The 16,819-nt window shown below is 67.1% G+C and carries 10 protein-coding genes; 6 read left to right on the forward strand and 4 right to left on the reverse strand.

The window, feature by feature from the left end; all coding sequences use genetic code 11:
• The first annotated feature begins 1 nt into the window (after position 1).
• The 3 genes from SYV04_RS07615 (at position 2) to SYV04_RS07625 (ending at position 6,388) form a co-directional block, all read left to right on the forward strand.
• Positions 2–3,400: a CHAT domain-containing protein gene (locus SYV04_RS07615; RefSeq protein ID WP_321544967.1), complete on the forward strand. Its 3,399-nt coding sequence runs from the start codon at positions 2–4 to the stop codon at positions 3,398–3,400.
• Between the two features lie 193 nt (positions 3,401–3,593).
• Positions 3,594–5,168 (forward strand): DUF262 domain-containing protein, encoded by a 1,575-nt coding sequence (locus SYV04_RS07620; RefSeq protein WP_321544968.1) that lies wholly within the window; start codon positions 3,594–3,596, stop codon positions 5,166–5,168.
• Positions 5,165–6,388, forward strand: a complete 1,224-nt coding sequence (locus tag SYV04_RS07625; RefSeq protein ID WP_321544969.1) for a type II toxin-antitoxin system HipA family toxin — start codon at positions 5,165–5,167, stop codon at positions 6,386–6,388. The genes SYV04_RS07620 and SYV04_RS07625 overlap by 4 nt, the downstream gene beginning before the upstream one ends.
• Before the next feature lie 103 nt (positions 6,389–6,491).
• Here the strand turns inward: SYV04_RS07625 and SYV04_RS07630 are convergent, their stop codons facing one another.
• Entirely contained in the window at positions 6,492–7,913 is a 1,422-nt protein-coding gene (locus tag SYV04_RS07630; protein ID WP_321544970.1) for a serine/threonine-protein kinase, read from the reverse strand.
• Positions 7,914–8,053: 140 nt separating this feature from the next.
• Here SYV04_RS07630 and SYV04_RS07635 point away from each other — a divergent pair, with 140 nt between their 5' ends.
• The gene (locus tag SYV04_RS07635; protein WP_321544971.1) at positions 8,054–9,319 is read left to right on the forward strand and encodes a DUF418 domain-containing protein; all 1,266 of its coding nucleotides are present in this window, start codon (positions 8,054–8,056) and stop codon (positions 9,317–9,319) included.
• Between the two features lie 118 nt (positions 9,320–9,437).
• Here SYV04_RS07635 and SYV04_RS07640 read toward each other — a convergent pair whose 3' ends face one another.
• A complete protein-coding gene (locus SYV04_RS07640; protein ID WP_321544972.1) occupies positions 9,438–9,797 on the reverse strand; it encodes a hypothetical protein in 360 nt (119 codons plus the stop codon).
• 14 nt (positions 9,798–9,811) lie between these two features.
• Complete coding sequence (locus SYV04_RS07645; RefSeq protein WP_321544973.1) at positions 9,812–10,300, reverse strand: cytochrome c; 489 nt, start codon at positions 10,298–10,300, stop codon at positions 9,812–9,814.
• A 214-nt stretch (positions 10,301–10,514) separates the two neighbouring features.
• Here SYV04_RS07645 and SYV04_RS07650 point away from each other — a divergent pair, with 214 nt between their 5' ends.
• Both SYV04_RS07650 and SYV04_RS07655 read left to right on the forward strand, forming a co-directional pair.
• Positions 10,515–13,139: a TonB-dependent receptor domain-containing protein gene (locus tag SYV04_RS07650; protein ID WP_321544974.1), complete on the forward strand. Its 2,625-nt coding sequence runs from the start codon at positions 10,515–10,517 to the stop codon at positions 13,137–13,139.
• Positions 13,139–14,080 carry a hypothetical protein gene (locus SYV04_RS07655; protein WP_321544975.1) on the forward strand — a complete coding sequence of 314 codons (942 nt, stop codon included), beginning with the start codon at positions 13,139–13,141 and terminating at the stop codon, positions 14,078–14,080. The genes SYV04_RS07650 and SYV04_RS07655 overlap by 1 nt, the downstream gene beginning before the upstream one ends.
• A gap of 7 nt (positions 14,081–14,087) precedes the next feature.
• Here SYV04_RS07655 and SYV04_RS07660 read toward each other — a convergent pair whose 3' ends face one another.
• Positions 14,088–16,502 carry a sensor histidine kinase gene (locus SYV04_RS07660; RefSeq protein ID WP_321544976.1) on the reverse strand — a complete coding sequence of 805 codons (2,415 nt, stop codon included), beginning with the start codon at positions 16,500–16,502 and terminating at the stop codon, positions 14,088–14,090.
• Positions 16,503–16,819 lie beyond the last annotated feature (317 nt).

Raw genomic sequence — 16,819 nt, forward strand, 5'->3', positions numbered from 1 at the left:
CATGACGCCGACCCTGGACGAGAGAGCCTTCATCGCGCGTGTCGAAGCCTCGGAGCCGGATCAGTTCGCCGCCTTGCTCTATCGTCCCAGTCGAGACGAGGAGCGCGCACTCCGGTCGTATTTCGGTGACGAGCGCTTCGAGCGGCTGCACACCCTGGCCGTGCGCCGCTCGGGAACCCGGCGCGGGTTCCGAGGCGCGCAGGGCAACGTCGTCGTCCTGCCCGGCATCATGGGCAGCGAGCTGTCCGAGTACTCAGGCACCCACGCGAGCCGCATCTGGGTCAACCCCCTGGGGCTGGTGGGGGGCCGCATCGGCCGCCTGCGCCTGGACTCCGAGGGCCGCCCGGAGTTCGACGTGCGCCCCTCGGGCGTGGTGAAGCTCTTCTATGGAGAGCTGATCCTCGCGCTGTCCGAGCGCTGGAACGTGCAGACGTTCTGGTACGACTGGCGCAGGGACTTGAGGGACTCGGCCGCGGCGCTGGAGGAGCGGCTGCGGGCCTGGTTCCCCGAGGACGCGCCCGTCCACCTGGTCTGCCACTCGATGGGAGGGCTGGTGGCGCGCACCTTCATCCAGGCCTACCCGCAGCGCTGGCGGACGATGTTGGACCGGGACCCGAGCCAGCCCGGAGCGCAGGGAGGCCGGCTCATCATGATGGGCACGCCGAACCACGGCTCGTTCGCCGCGCTGCAGGTCATCACCGGCCTGGAGTCGCTGGTGCGCTGGCTGTCGCGGCTGGACCTGAAGCACTCGCACGTGGAGCTGCTGTCGGTGCTCAACACCTTCGTGGGCACCTTCCAGATGCTGCCTTCTCCGCTGGAGATGCCTCACCTGAAGGCGCTGTACCAGGCAGCCACCTACGGGGACCTGCGCATCGCCCAAGCGCGGCTGGACCTCGCGCGCGCGCACCACGAGCGGCTGGCGGACGTGGTGGACCCGAAGCGGATGCACTACATCGCCGGCTACAACCAGCCCACGCTGCACGGCCTCACGCGGGTGGATCAGCTCCAGTCCTCGAACGCCTATACGGTGACGCGGGCGGGAGATGGGCGGGTGCCACACTCGCTGGGCCTGCTGAAGGACGTGGAAACCTATTTCGTGGAGGCAGGCCACGCGGCGCTGGCGCTGGACGAGCGGGTGCAGCGCGCGCTGGAGGACGTGTTGTCCAAGGGCAGCACCACCCAGCTGACGAAGACGCTCCCCCAGCTGGAGCGCGGCTCGAAGCAGGACGACCGTCGCGCGCGCGAGGAGCTGGAGCAGGAGGTCGCGCGCCAGGACCAGGAGGTGGAGCGGCTGGTGCAGCACCTCCAGGCACGGACGCTGCGGGGCACCACGCCGCCCTACCTGACGAAGGAGGAGGTGGAACTCGAGACGCTGCTGGCCGGCTCCCTGCTGGGCACGCCGGAGGCCCCCTTCTCCCAGAAGGGCCCGACGGGCGCGGTACCGCAGCGGGTGCGCGTGGAACTGCGCATCGCCCGAGGGTACATCCAGTCCTTCGAGGAGACGCCTGGGAAGGGCCAGCCCGTGGACGCGATCTCCGTGGGCCACTACCTGGGCGTGGTGCCGCAGCGAGCCGAGCGCGCGCTGGACGAGGCCATCAGCCGGGCGTTGCTGGAGCGCCAGGGCCGCACGCTGACGCGGCTGCCGGAGTCCGAGCTGCTGCTGACGCAATACTCGGAGCGAGGCGTGCTGCGAGGAGACCTGGGGCAGCCCTTCTTCGTGGACGACCCGCGCTCACCAGGGCGGCTCATCGTCCTCGCGGGCATGGGGGTGCCGGGACGCTTCGGGATGCCGGAGCTGACGGTCACCGTGCGCGAGCTGTTCTGGTCGCTCAGTCGGATGGGGAAGAAGCACCTGGCGACGGTGCTGATCGGCACGGGAGAAGGGAACCTGCAGGTGAAGGAGGCGGTGCGCGCGTGGGTGCGAGGACTGCAGCAGGTGACAGCGGGGGCCAACCGCACGTTGCTGGAGCGCATCACCTTCGTGGAGGTGGACGCCGACAAGGCCCGCCTGCTCCAGGAGGCGCTGGAGGCCGAAAAGGAGCGGCTGGCGCGAGACCCAAGGCTGGAGCTGGACTTCGTGCCGCTCTCGCCCCAAGAACTGCGCCGCAAGCTGCGGCCTCCAGCGGGCACGGAGCAGAACGAACCACCACCGGCCGAGCGCAACCCGGTGCCTACGCGGGTGACGCTGGCGCTGGCCAACAAGATCTACCGCTTCGGCGCCATCACCGAGGGAGCAGCCATTCCGGAGCGGGAGGTATCGATTGATCCGCTGTTGGTGATGCAGGCCAACGACGAGCTGGCGGCGGAGCGAACGACGGCCAAACAGCTCTACCACGGCCAGTTCCTGGAGCGGCTGCTGGTGCCGCCGGACCTGCGCAAGGAGTTCTACCGGCACCGGGAGAACCCGGTGGTGCTGATGCTGGACGCATCCACGGCGCGCATCCACTGGGAGGCCATCGCGCAATCGGACGCGGAGGTGCCATCCGAGGCGATCGCGGACAACGCGGAGGCGGCGATGGAGCTCTTCCTGGGCACGAGCCGGGGGCTGACGCGGCAGCTGCGCACGACGTTCGCGCCGCCGCCGGAGCCGCCACCGCCGCCGAGGCGGGTGCTGCGGGTGCTGGTGGTAGCGGACCCGGCCGAGGACGACCACCTGCCAGGAGCGGAGCAGGAAGGCCTGGAGGTGGCGGAGCTGTTCGAGCAGTTCAACCGGGTATACACGGACGGGCCCAACCGGGTGGAGGTGGTGAAGCTGTTTGGTCCGCACGACGCGACGCGGACGAACGTGCTGCGCCACCTGTTGATGCGGACCGAGCCGTACGACGTGCTGCACTTCGCGGGGCACTGCGTCTACGAGGAGAAGGATCCAAGCGCGTCAGGCTGGGTGTTCAGCCGAGCCGAGCGGCTGACGGCGAACGAGCTGAAGAGACTGGACCGGGTGCCCTCCTTCGTCTTCTCCAACGCGTGCGAGTCGGGGAAGACGCCGGACCGGGCGGACCTGCGCTCGGTGGGGTTGGCGCCGACGTTCGCGGAGTCCTTCTTCGAGCGAGGGGTATCCAACTTCGTCTGCACGGCGTGGCCGGTGGAGGACCACGCGGCAAGGCAGTTCGCGCTCACGCTCTACGCGGGGTTGCTGGGCCTGGCGTACCGGAACGGCCAGTACGTCCGAGGCCCGGTGCTGCCGATGCACGAGGCGATGATGCAAGCGCGGCGGGACATCGCGACCTCCTCGGCGGGGACGCGGACGTGGGCGGCGTACCAGCACTACGGCAACCCGTTCCTGCGCCTCTTCGAGCCCGCCGGCTTCCAGGAGGAACCCAAGCCCACCCGGCCCGCCCGCGCGAAGAAGACACCAGCCCGAACGACACGCCAGCGGCGGGGACAACGGACACGCAGCTGAAGCGATGAGCCCGGGCGTTCATCTTGGTGACGAAGCTACTGAAGCACAGCTTCTCCAAGCAGTCGTTATCAGGAAGGATGGAGCGCAGGTAGTGTGCGCGTCCAGTCGCGGGGTTCCGATGAACGAGACGAAGTCCTCCAGGCCTACGGTCACACGGCGCCCGGTTGCGCAGTCCTACATGGTAGACTCCCTGTTGGACCGCGTCGTCCAAGGGCAAGTTCGCGTCCCCCCCTTTCAGCGAGCATTGAAGTGGGATGCGGCAGACGTTCGGAAGCTGCTCGACAGTGTGTGGCGAGGATTTCCCATCGGGACGCTGCTGCTTTGGAAACGCACCACGCCAGCAGAGGCCCAGACTCTCCAACTCGGGCCTGTGCGGATTGATGCACCGCAATCCGCTGAGGCCTTGTGGGTTGTGGATGGGCAGCAGCGCCTGACAGCGCTGACCGGCACCCTTCTTCACCCTCCTCCAGACTACGGCTTGCCTCCGGATGACTTCGAGTTCTACTTCGACCTTGAAAAGGAAGCTTTCGTCCGACGTGCCATCCGCAACAAACCTCTGCCGAACTGGCTTCCTATGTGGGAAGTCCTCGACTCAGCGCGTCTGCTCAAGTGGCTGCGAGCCCATGGAAACGCACTGAATGAAGAAACCGAAGCCCGTGCCATCGAGCTCGGGAAGTCTTTTCGCGAGTATCAAGTCCCAGGCATCGTCGTGGAGAGTGACAGCGACGAGGTTCTCCGCGAAATCTTCGCGCGAACCAACAGCGCGGGCCGGCCGCTCACGCAGGATGACATCTTCCACGCATTGTACGCAGCACGGCCCGGAGAAACTCCGAAGGGACTGGACGAAATGGCCGCAGCTCTCGCGGACCTTCGATTCGGCGACGCACGTGAACTTCCGCTAAGACAAACAGTGCTTGTTGTGCAGGGTGTCGATCCGACAAGGCCGGTGAAGGAACTCTCCCTTGATAAAGACAGCCTGCGTGGCGCAATGGCCAAGGCTACTCAGGCCCTACGTCGAACCATCATCTTCCTAAAAAAGGACGCTCGAATTCCTCATGTGCGATTGCTGCCTTACAGCTTCTTGGTAGTTCCTCTCGTGCGGTTCTTCGATTGGTTTCCTCAGCCTAGGCCCCGTTCCAGGGACTTGCTTGCACGATGGCTTTGGCGAACCTCTGCAGCGGGGACCCTGCGTGGTGGAGCGCCGCCGCTCCGCGCCGCTGTGCGCGCGATCGTCCAGGACAACGAAGAGAAAAGTGTGCAAGCACTGCTCACCCTTGTAAGTCACGAGAAGCCTTCCTTCTCGATCAGCACGCGCTTCGATCCCAGGACAGCAGAGAGCCGTATGGCCGCACTTGCTCTGCTCGCCCAAGATCCTGTGGATCTTGATCAGGGAACTCCCCTGGATATCGAGACGCTCCTTCTGGATCAGGGGCCTTCACTTTTCGCACGCGTCTTCCTGCAAAGCCCCTTGGGAATGAAGATAGAACCCGGCGCGCTCGCCAACAGGTTTGTGTACCGAGGGACAGAGGGTGTCCCTCTGCAGAAACTTCTCCAAGTGCTTGCCCAGTCGCACTCAGAACGTCTTTCAGGGCACATCGTGCCCGAGCATGCGAGAGTTGCATTGGCCAGGGGGGATTGGAAAGGTTTCTTCGCGCATCGAACGGAAGCTCTCGCGCGCCATGTCGAAATCTACGTATCCAAACGCGCCCGGTGGGGGGAAACGGATCGACCGTCCCTAGCGGCCTTAATTGCCGAGGCGAACGAATGAGCAAGGAGCAGACTCTCGACGTCTTCCTGAACGAGTTGCTCGTGGGAGAGCTTCGCGAGGAGCAGAACGGGAGGACAGCCTTTCGGTTCACGGCCGAGTACCTGGAGCAGAGCCCTCGTCCCGTAATGAGCCAGTCTTTCTTAGACGATCCAGGAGCAACGTATGCGGGCAAGCTCTATGCCCTGCCAAGTTTCTTCTCAAACCTACTCCCAGACCCGGATGGTCACCTACGTGGGTTGATCGCACATCAACTGGGCGTGAAGCGCCACCATGAGTTTGCGTTGATTTCCGCCTTGGGAGAAGATCTACCCGGCGCGGTCGTCCTCCGTGCGCGCCAGCCCCTGATGCATTCTGCCGCGGAAGAAGTCGAGCCCGCGCGCCCCAGAGAGCAGGGAGTAATGCGTTTCTCGCTGGCAGGGGCCCAGCTCAAGTTCTCCATGGTTCGCCAAGGCAAGCGCCTCACATACCCCTCCGGTGGTCGAGGCGGTAACGTCATCGTCAAGCTGCCCGACCCAGACATTCCCTATGTTCCCGAGAATGAGTACTCGATGATGTGCTGGGCGGGTGCATGCGGCATAGACGTGCCAGAGGTAGAACTCCTCCCGATGGAGCGAGTCGAAGGACTCCCACCAAGCGTGGCACGAACGTCAGGCTACGCCTATGTCATCCAGCGCTTCGATCGGCCTAAAGAAGGTGGACGTATCCACATCGAAGACATGGCGCAGGTCTTCGATCTACCGCCGGAGAAGAAAGATGAGGAGCGGCATTACCAGCACATCGGGCGACTGCTGGTTACCCTCCCTGACCTCCATGGCTTCGAGCAGTTCGTGCGACGACTTGTCTTCATGATGGCCAGCGGTAACTCGGACGCTCACTTGAAGAATTGGTCACTCGTTTACCCGGACGGAGTACACGCACAGCTTTCTCCAGCATACGATCTCGTCTCGACCCAAGTTTATGAGCGATTCCGCTCGGCAAGGTTCTCTCAAAAACTGGTCCGCATCCGCGAATACAGGGAAGTGAATCTTCCAGCCTTCCGACACTTCGCTGAAAAGAGCGGCGCCTCCCCCGACGAGGTCGAACGTATCGTCCTAGAGATGGTAGACCGCATACGCGATGAGTGGAGGACGTTGAGAACAGACCTACCGATGCCAGACTCCTTCAAGGCTGCCATCGAGGACCACTGGAAGGAAGTGCCGCTTCTCAGCACAAGGTCCTGAGCGACACCCGCAGCCTTACTCCCAACGTCATCATAGTCTAGCTTGGCGACTAACTCTGCTCATTGAGAGTCGTGTATGGGCACGGTACTGCTCGGACACCGCCCTACTCCTTCAGGGACTGCGGCAGTTTAGCTGACGGATAGATCGGCAGGTAGCATCCGCCTCGATACTCGTAGCCCTTCACCTTGCACTTCTCGTCAGACGCGTAGACATGGACCCAGCAACTCCGCGTCTCCTTCTTGCCAGGGGTCAGTTCGATCTCCACCTCGATGTCTCGGTCACATGGGGGAAGGCTCTGTCCAGGGAAGGGCCGCTTGGGCATCTCCAGCCCGATCCCTGTGGGCTGAGCTCGCCGCGCTCCAAGTGCCTCAGGCACCAGAGAGATGGTGTCTCCCAGCGCCACCGGACTCTCGTCCTCCTCGGCGGCGGTGCTTACCGCCTGACTCTCCTGAGATAGTCCCTCCCATGGATGCACCACCCACCATGTCAGGGCAGTGAGAGCGGCGCCTCCTATGGCGCCTCCGAGCCAAGGCCCTGCTAGGATGAGGCGTTGGCGCAAACGGCGGCCTCTGCGTGCCCTCTTCTCGGAAACTACCTCGTGCCAACGTGGAGCGATGGAAGCATTCGCCTTGCGACCCGCGGAGTGCGCCGCCCCCTCCAACTCCAGCGCCACCTCCGCCGCACTGCCTCGTTCCGCTGGCGAGTCCGCCAACATCCGCAAGATGAGCAGATCGAGTTCCGGGCACACGGTGGCAAGCGCGCTCGGCGGCTGAAGCGGAGGCTGCGGCGCACGTGTCGGATCGACGGCCCGACCCAGGTCCGTCCCGGGCGGCGGGTAGCGCCCCGTTACCGCTCGGTAGGCCGTCACCCCCAGCGCATACACATCATCCGCCTCAGTGGCCGCGTAGTGAGCCCGAGGGTCACGGTAGCTGGCCCACAGGAAGCGCAGTGCCTGGGGACTGCGATACGGCTCGGTACCTGGAGGCAGTGTCTCCCGCGTCACCAGACGCGCTCCCGTGAATGTCCCGGCCCCTAAATCCAACAGGGTCGCGAACCCCTCGGGACTCACCAGCACGTTTTCCCCTTTGACATCCCGGTGCAGGCCGTCGGCTCGATGCGTGGCCTCCAACGCTCGGGCCAGCTGCGCCAGCACCCGCATCATCTGCCGGCTGGTGCGCTCGCCCTCGGCAGCCCACGCGTACAGTTCCACGCCCTCCACCCAGTTCATCACCAGGAAGGGGTACGGCTCCCCGCCCGGCCGTCTCCACCAACCGCGCTCCCTCAGCTTCGGAACGTGGTCGTGTCGAATGCGCGAGAGCAACTCCCCCTCTCGCTCGAAGCGCGGATCCAGGGGGAAGTGCGCAAGCTTCAGCGCGAAGAACCCCGCCTCCGCAGGCTCCACACTCCGCACGCGATACACCGTGCCGTAGGTGCCTCGGCCGTGCAGACCCTCCACGCGCCAGCCGCCTATCTCCGTGCCAGAGGGAAGTGCATCCGGTCTCCACTCCATCTCACGACCAGACATCCGACTTCTCCTCTCGCGAGACGCGCACGTCCCCTGAGCACATCCTACCCTCCAGGTCGCGGCTCGCCTACCATGCGCTCTCCAAGCTCATGAGCGCCTCTCCATCTCCTGACTCCGCATCGCCCTCCGAGTCTCAACCGATGGATGGCGGCGAGCGCCTGGTCCTCATCGACACGCTGCGAGGCTTCGCGCTCTGCGGCATCTTCGTGTCGAACGTCTTCATGTGGTTCAGCGGCCGCTTCTACCTGTCCCGCGCCCAGCAGACTGCCCTCGCGGACAACGAGTCCCTCCTCGACACGGTGGCGCGGCACGCGGCGCAGTTCTTCGTCTACGGGAAGTTCATCACCCTCTTCGCGTTCCTCTTCGGCCTGGGCTTCGCCGTGCAGATGGGACGTGCCGAGAAGCGGGGTGCCTCCATCGTCCCACTCTACGCCCGCCGCCTGGGCGTGCTGCTGTGCCTCGGCCTCGCACACCTGTTCCTGCTCTGGCACGGCGACATCCTCACCACCTACGCGCTCGTGGGCTTCACGCTGCTCCTGTTCCGAGGCCGCTCGGACAAGGCGTTGCTCAGCTGTGCCGCCGTCCTCATCTTCCTGGTGCCCATCGCCATCCTGGCCATCCAGCGCTTCCCCCAGCTCCTGGGCTCCGCGGAGGCCACGGCCGCCGCCACCCAGGAAGCCACGGAGCGCGCCACGGCCCTCAGGACCCAGACGTGGGAGGCCTTCACGAGCGGCAGCTACTTCGAGGTGCTGAGCGCCAGCGCCACCTACTACCTCCACGAGATCCTCAAGCCCATGCTGTTCGGAACGTGCGCCGTCCTGGGCAGGTTCCTGCTGGGCCTGCTGGCGGGCCGCAGCGGGCTCTTCCACCATGCCTCTCAGCACCAGCGCCTCTTCCGCAAGGTGCTGCTCTGGGGCTTCGTGGCCGGAGTGCTCGGCACCAGCGCCGGATTGGTGGTGCGCCAGCTCACCGCACAGAAGGTGCTGGATCCCGCCAGCATGCCCTGGCTGCCCCTGATCACAACGCCCCTGCGGCACCTGGGCGATCTGGGCCTGGGCGCCTTCTACGTGGCGAGCCTCACCCTGCTCTTCCAGCGTCCCCACTGGCAACGCTGGCTCTCGGTGCTTGCGCCAGCGGGCCGCATGACGCTCACGAACTACCTGTGCCAGACCGTGAGCAGCGTCCTGCTCTTCTATGGATACGGGCTGGGACTCTTCGGCAAGGCCGGGCCCGCGCTGTGCGTGGCGCTCGCCGTGGGCATCTTCACCGTGCAACTGGCCCTGAGCCACCTGTGGCTCGCGCGCTTCCGCTTCGGCCCCGCCGAGTGGCTATGGCGCTCGCTGACCTACGGCAAGGCCCAGCCCATGCGCCGCGCCCCCGCCACAGTCCCAACAGTGGCTGTGTAACGGCTCGCGTCCCCTGGCACTGCTGAGTGGCTGCTACCGGTTTTGGGTAGGGCACAAACCTGTCCGACATCAGACAGGTTTGGCAAAAGTGCCACCGAAGCGGCCTCGGCAGTCCATCTCACTCGCTCATCAACTGGACCGCGACTTCCAGGCCCTCGCGCATCTCTCTCCCCGGCTTGGGATGCCGCTTCCGATACTCCCGAGCGGACTGCGTCGTGATGACCGGCTCGGCCTCGAGCTCGTACCTGTCCAGCTCGACGAAGGCGATGAGGTCAGGGCCCACGACCACCGTGTAGAGGTCCTCGCCCTGATCAGGGATGCGGGAAACGAGGTAGGCCTTCGCGAGGCCTGGGAACTTCTCCCGCAGCGCCGACAGGAGCCGCTCGCCCTCAGGCCCGAACAGCCACTGGCGGTCTCGCTCCAACTGCTCGCGAACCCCCGCTTCCCATTCCGGCTTCAGCTTCGTCCAGAGTGCCATTCAGACTCCCGCCCTCACTGTCGCTTCAGGTACGCCGCGTGGCAGGCGACACACGTCTCCATGAGGCGGCCATAGCTCTCGGCGAGAGCCTTGTCGTCCTTCTTCTCGGCGGCGGCGGCGACGGCCTGGGCCCGCGTGCGCGCCTCGTCCTGGAGGACGAAGAAGCGCTCGGGCAGCAGGGCGTTCAGATCATCCTCGCCCCCCGCGATGGGACGCACGAGCCGAGGCTCGGCGGAGATGCGCAGGGCGGTGGCCCGCGCCACGTCGTACTGGAGCAACGCGACGCCGAACATCAGGTCCCGCGCATCCTGCCCGTGGCGCTCCATCTTCTTGCGCAGCAAGCCCCGCGCGCTCTCGGGCAGGTAGTCCGGCGCGGGCAGCCCGGGGCTCGCCTTCGCCTCGGAGACCTTCTTCTTCGGCTCGGCGGCCGAGGCGTGGAGGAGAAAGCCCGCGCACAGGAAACCCACCACCACCAACGTCCTGCGAAAGACAGACAGCTTCATGGAATCACCTCGCTTTCTCAGGACTTAAGCATCCAGACGCACGTCGGGGTGATGACCGGAGGGACAGGTCGTACGAGCCCCAACAGTGTTGACGGGTGAGAATCAATGATCGACCATTTCCCCCCGAGCGAGCGGGAGCCGGCCGGAACTCCCTGGGCGTGCTCCCCTACCTATGAATCCTCTGCTCGGTCCCCCCTCCACACGTAGGACTCGTGTGCCCAGGAACGCCTCGCGGCACCTCCTCTTGCTCGGAGTGCTGCTCACGGGCAGCGCCAGCGCCTACGAAGGCGCGACTCCCCCGAGCGAGCAGCAGGCCGCCGAGGCCGAAACTCCACCTCCGGCGCCCCAGCTCACCAAGGCCCCCGAGGTGCTCAAGTTCGTCGAGGCCACCTACCCGCCCGAGGCACTCGCGCGAGGCGAGACGGCCCAGGTGGTCTTCTTCATCGACATCGACGAGACGGGCAAGGTGACGCAGGCGGAGGTGACGCGCTCGGCTGGAGCCGAGTTCGACGCGGCAGCGCGCGAGGCCGTGCTGCAGCTCGAGTTCTCCCCGGCCGAGGTGGACGGCAAGCCCGCCCCCGTGCGCATCGAATACGCCTACCACTTCGAGCCGAAGCCGCCGCCGCCGACCGCGCCGACCGCCGAGGTCGAGAAGCCCATCAACTTCCGAGGGCGCGTCGTCCAGCGAGGAACGCGAGACCCCGTCGCCAACGCCACGGTGTACCTGCCCGAGCAGAACCTCTCCGCGGAGACGGACGCGGACGGCAACTTCGAGCTGCGCGGCGTCACCCCGGGCCGGCTCAGGGTGGAAATCTCCGAGCCGAAGCACAAGAAGTTCTTCACCGTCGAGGAGGTGCGCGAAGGGGAAGTCACCGAGCTGACCGCCTACATCTGGAAGAAGGTGGAGAACGGCTTCGAGACGGTGGTGGTGGGCGCGCGGGAGAAGAAGGAGGTCGCCCGCCGCACGCTCGCCAAGCAGGAGGTCCAGAGCGTGCCGGGCACCTTCGGCGACCCGGTGCGCGTGCTGCAGAACATGCCGGGCATGGCGCGGGCGCCCTACATCTCCGGCGCCCTGCTGGTGCGCGGCGCGCAGCCGGAAGACAGCCAGGTGATGATCGACGGCGTCCCCATCCCGCTGCTCTACCACTTCGCCGGCGGCCCCTCGGTCATCACCCCGTCCATCATCGACCGGATCGACTTCTTCCCCGGGGCCTACGGGGCGAAGTACGGGCGGGCCATCGCGGGCATCGTGGACGTGGGGACGCGGCCCCCCGAGCCCAAGCGACTCCACGGCCTGGTGGACATCGACCTGCTGGACGCGGGCTTCTACGTCGAGTCTCCGCTCAGCCAGACGAAGAACCGGGGCACGCTGGCGCTCGCCGCGCGGCGCAGCTACATCGACGTGCTGCTGCCTCCCGTGCTGGAGGCCTTCCGCGAGCCCGGCTCGGCCTCCACGGCGGTGGCGCCGTACTACTGGGACTACCAGGCCCGCTATGACTTGAAGCTCGGCAAGGACCGCTTCGAGGTCGTCGCCTTCGGCTCCAGCGACACGCTGGTGGTTTCGCAGACCGGCTCGGAGGAGACCCAGCCCTTCTCGCTGGACACGCACCAGTCCTTCCACCGGCTGCGGCTGGCCTGGAGCCGGCCCACCGAGTCCGGCTGGAGGCTGTCGCTGGCGCCCACCGTCGGGCTCACCGTCAACAACATCGGCATCGGAGACCAGTTCGAGGGCGGGCTGAACTCGCGCGACCTGAACCTGCGCGGCGCCGCCGAGAAGGAGTTCTCCAAGTCGCTCTCCTTCGAGGCGGGCGTGGACGTCAACGCCACCTTCTACACGCTCAAGCTCGAGGTGCCGGGAGTCGCCGGGCCCGGCGAGGAGGACCCACCTCCCGTCACCCGCGAGCAGGACGTGCCCATGGCCTCCTATGCGACGTACGCCGAGGCGGTGTGGTCTCCCATCGAGCGGTTGAAGTTCGTCCCCGGGCTGCGCTTCGAGGCGTACCGGCTGCCCAGCGGCTGGCACCCCTCGCTCGAGCCGCGCCTGGCCACGCGCTTCGAGGTGAACGAGCTGATCACCGCGAAGGCGGCGTGGGGCCTCTACCGGCAGGCTCCGCAGCCGGGCCAGGTGGACACGGTGTTCGGCAACCCGGACCTGGGGCTCTCGCGCAGCCACCAGACGGTGGCGGGCTTCGAGTGGAAGCTCACCGACGCGGTGCTGCTGGACATGCAGGGCTTCTACAACTGGCGGCAGCGGCTCGTCGTCTCGTCGGATCAGTTCGTGGAGCGCGATGGCGAGCGGGTGCCCGAGCTCTACACCCACGCGGGCCGAGGGCGCGCGTACGGCATGGAGGTGCTGCTCAAGCACGAGCTCACCGAGCGCTTCTACGGCTGGGTGGCCTACACCCTCTCGCGCTCCGAGCAGTTCGACGAGGAGGCGAAGCTCTACGCCCCGGTCCAGTTCGACCAGTCCCACATCCTGACGCTGGTGGGCTCCTACAAGCTCGACAACGGGTGGGAGCTGGGGGCGCGCTTCCGGCTCACCACGGGGCGCCCGGAGACGCCCATCATCGGCTCGACGTTCGACGCGGACCGGGGCCGGTACGTGCCCCTGGAGGGTGTGCCCGGCTCGGCGCGCGGCTCGACGTTCCACCAGTTGGACCTGCGCGCCGAGCGGCAGTGGACGTTCGAGCGCTGGCGGCTCTCGGCGTACCTGGACATCCAGAACATCTACAACGCCGCCAACCCGGAGGGAGTGCTCTGGGACTACCGCTACCGCGAGAACGCCCCGCTCCGGGGCCTGCCGCTGCTGCCCACCTTCGGCGTGAAGGGAGAGTTCTGATGTCTGCCCGCAAGACCCTGCTGTTCGCCGCGCTCCTGGCCCTGCCGGCGTGCTCCTTCGACTTCGCCCGCTCGACCGACGTCACCGACCGGCGGATCCTCGCCATCCAGGTGGAGCCCCCGGAGCTGGCCGGAGGCGCCGCGCTGCCTGCCTTCGTCCAGGCCCGGGCGCTGGTCGTGGATCCGAGCGCGCCGGATGCGGTCACAGAGATTCACTGGTGGTCGTGCATGGTGGTTGATCTCGCCAGCGGCGCGGGAGACTCCCGCTGTCCGGAGGGCGAGGCCACCGTCCTGCTCGCCAGCGGAGAGGCGCCGCTGTCCGCCGTCTCGCAGACCGTTCCGCTGCCCCCAGAGGTGGTGGGCGTGCTGGCCTCGGGGCGCGACGTGCCCGCGCCGCAGGTCCAGGTGCAGCTCAAGGTCGGCTCGGGGGAGGGAGAGCTGTTCGCCATCAAGGAGGTGGCGGTGACGCCGCTGCTGCCCGAGGGGCAGGAGGCCAACCGGAACCCGGTGCTCCAGCGGCTCATGCTCAACGGCGAGGAGTGGCTGCCGGATGTGCCGCGGGTGCTGAGGTACGGCGAGTGCCCGGACGAGGAGCGGAAGGAAGTGGAGGCGGAGGATGGCAGCCGCGTGCGGGTATGCGAGCACGACATCGAGCCGATCTTCGACGAGGCCGAGGCCCAGTTCTACGAGGAGCGGGGCCTGAGCGGGGAGCCTGAGACGCAGCGCGAGCGGCTCCGGTTCAACTGGTTCTCCGACGCGGGCTCGTTCCGCCGTGGGCGCACGGACCAGAAGGACCCGAGGGACCCTTCACCCGACAACATCGGGCCCAAGGCAGAGTGGCGCGAGCCACCGACAAAGAACGCGGGGGCGACGATCTGGGTCGTCATTCGCGACGGTCGCGGCGGCATCCACTGGGAGCGCCGCGAGGTGCGCTTCGAATAAGCGGGGCTCACCCCCCGGGAGCGCCGCGCGGCAGGTGGACCGTGAACGTCGTGCCCGTCGCCTCGTCGGAGCGCACCTCGATGCGCCCCCCATGCGCGCGGACGATGCTGTCGACGATGAAGAGCCCCAGCCCGATGCTGCGACCGGCGCTCCCCTGCTCCGTGCCGCGCCGCATGGGCTCGAAGAGCAAGGGCAGCATGTCCGACGGAATCGGCGGCCCCTGGTTGTGGACGCACAAGAGGACCTCGCGCTCCTCCCCGCGCGTCTCCACCCGCACCGGTGTCTCCGGGGGACTGTAGGCCAGGGCGTTGTTCACCAGGTTGGTCACCACCTGGGCCAGCCGGTCCGCATCCCAGGAGCCTCGCGGGTCTCCCCTCCCGTCGAACGCGATGAGCCGCTCGGGGTGGGCCGCCTGCACCTCCTCGAGCACCTGCCGCACCGCCGCCTGGAAATCGAGCGGCTTGCGCTCGATGGGGATGCCTCCGCCCAGGCGCGCCTGGGTGAAGTCGAGCAAATCCCGCGTCATCCGCGTGGCGCGCTCCGCCGACGACACGAGGCGGGCCACCGACTTGGCCTGGCGCGCGGTGAGCTCCTCGCCCCGCAGCAGCGCGTGCGCCGACAGGGTGATGGCGTTGAGGGGGTTGCGCAAGTCATGGCTGACGATGCCGATGAGCTGCTGCTCGAAGCTCGCGGTTCGCCGCAGCTCCGCCTCGGAGCGCTTGAGCTCATCGATATCGGTGCTCGTGCCCACCCACCGGATGATGCGTCCCTGCTCGTCCCGGACGGGCACGGCGCGCGTGAGGTGCCAGCGGTAGGTCCCCTCCGCGTGTCGCAGGTGCTGCTCCACCTGATAGGGCTCACCCGTGGCGATGGACCGCCTCCAGGCCTCCAGCACGAGGGGGAGGTTGTCGGGATGGAGGAGCTTCTCCCAGCCGTCGCGGAGGAGCGCCTCGACGCTCTTGCCGACGTACTCCGCGAACCGCTGGTTGGCGTAGTCCACCTGGCCGTTGGGACGGGCGGCCCAGACGATCTGCGGAATCGAATCGGCCAGGGTGCGGAACTGCCGCTCGCTGAGCTCCAGGGACTCCTGCGCCTGCTTGAGGGCGGAGATGTCCTGCACGGTGCCGATGAAGCGCACCGCGCGCCCTTCCTCGAAGTGGGTCCGCCCGATGGACCGCGCCCAGCGCTCCTGCCCGTCTCGGAGCCCCACCACGCGGTACTCGATGTCGAACTCGCCGCGCCCGTGCGGCTCCAGCGCCTGCTGCACGGCGGCATCCACGCGCGAGCGATCCTCGGGGTGCAGTCCCGCCAGGAACGTCTCGTACGTCACCTCCGCCTCCGGCGGCAGGCCGAACAAGGCCTTGCACCGCTCGTCCCAGTGCAGCACCCCCGTCACGGGGCGGAAGTCCCAGGTGCCCAGCTGCCCGGCGATGACCGCCAGGCGCAGGCGGTCCTCGCTCTCGCGCAGCTGGGTGTTGGCATCGTGCAGCTGCCCGAAGAGCAGCGTCCGGTCGATGATGCCGGAGAGGTACTCCACCAGCGTCTCGAAGTAGCGACGCGCCTGGGGCTCGAAGGAGCGCACCTCGGCGAGGCCCACGTAGAGCACCCCGAGCAGCTTGCCATGGGGCCAGAGCCGCAACCCCAGCAGCGAGCGCAGCCGCGAGGAACACAGCCCCTCGGTGGTCTCCTTCAAGGCGCTGGCGGCATCCGGCAGGTGCAGGGGCTCCTCGGACTCCGCCACCTGGCCCAGGAAGGAAGCGGGGGACAGGGCCACCGGAGCGCTGAACGGGTGGCTCTCGCAGCTCCCCGTGGCGGTGATCGCGAAGAGCCGCTCACCGGACGCATCCGCGAGATACAGCTCCGCCCCGCTCGCGCCTATCGCCTCCTGGATGACCTCCACCAGGGGCGTGAGCTGCCGTCTCAAGGCGGCGGGCTCGCGGCTCGGCTCCAGGGCCTTGGGGGAGAGCGCGTCCAGGCGGCGCAGGGTGCGCTTCTCTCTCTGCCGGTCCTCCAGGGTGTAGCCACTGAAGAGCGCGATGGCGAAGTCCATCGCCTCCTGGAGCTCGGCGAAGAGCAGGGCCGTGTCCTCCGGGGACGGCTGCTGCTCGCGCGACAGCCCCGACCAGAGGCCGGCGATGAGGCGCCCCATGATGGCGTACTCGGTGGTGACCTCCTCCTGCTTGTAGCCAAGCCGCAGGCGCAAGGAGAGGTGCGTCTCCTCCAACCGTCGCTTCGTCCGGGCCGTGTCTCCCCGGTCGCCCCGGCGCGAGCTGGCGGACAGGGTGTCGAGGTACTCGGGGAACGTGTTCGTCAGCTCATAGACGGAGAGGCCGCGGGCGGAGTCCAGCTTGGCCACCTCCTCGGCGTACCGCTGGACCAGGTGGGCGCGATGTTCCTCGATGAAGTCAGCAACGCTCGGCATGGGGCTGGGGACTCCAACACGAGGACGCGACTCCCGCACAACCTGTCCTCCCGGAAAGAACCCAGAGCGTCCACCGCCCGTCCTTTGAGCTCCAACGCCTTGGATCCTCCCCCACAGGGCGGATTTCCAGTCCCGACACATTGACTCCATGCGTTGTCCCACGGACGATTGAGTTTCGAACGGTCCAACCATCCGGGTGGACGTTCATCCGCCGCCAATTCTTAAGAGGTAGACACCGAATGATGAGACGGGTGTTGGTTTCGGGGTGCGCGCTCGCGCTCCTCTCATCCGAGGCTATGGCTCAAGACACGGGTACT

This window comes from Hyalangium ruber (genome assembly GCF_034259325.1).
GTDB lineage: Bacteria > Myxococcota > Myxococcia > Myxococcales > Myxococcaceae > Hyalangium_A > Hyalangium_A rubrum.

Coding starts and splice junctions, on each gene's coding strand:
- SYV04_RS07615 (WP_321544967.1), top strand. CDS start 2: ATGACGCCGACCCTGGACGAGAGAGCCTTCATCGCGCGTGTCGAAGCC.
- SYV04_RS07625 (WP_321544969.1), top strand. CDS start 5,165: ATGAGCAAGGAGCAGACTCTCGACGTCTTCCTGAACGAGTTGCTCGTG.
- SYV04_RS07630 (WP_321544970.1), bottom strand. CDS start 7,913: ATGTCTGGTCGTGAGATGGAGTGGAGACCGGATGCACTTCCCTCTGGC.
- SYV04_RS07635 (WP_321544971.1), top strand. CDS start 8,054: ATGGATGGCGGCGAGCGCCTGGTCCTCATCGACACGCTGCGAGGCTTC.
- SYV04_RS07640 (WP_321544972.1), bottom strand. CDS start 9,797: ATGGCACTCTGGACGAAGCTGAAGCCGGAATGGGAAGCGGGGGTTCGC.
- SYV04_RS07645 (WP_321544973.1), bottom strand. CDS start 10,300: ATGAAGCTGTCTGTCTTTCGCAGGACGTTGGTGGTGGTGGGTTTCCTG.
- SYV04_RS07655 (WP_321544975.1), top strand. CDS start 13,139: ATGTCTGCCCGCAAGACCCTGCTGTTCGCCGCGCTCCTGGCCCTGCCG.
- SYV04_RS07660 (WP_321544976.1), bottom strand. CDS start 16,502: ATGCCGAGCGTTGCTGACTTCATCGAGGAACATCGCGCCCACCTGGTC.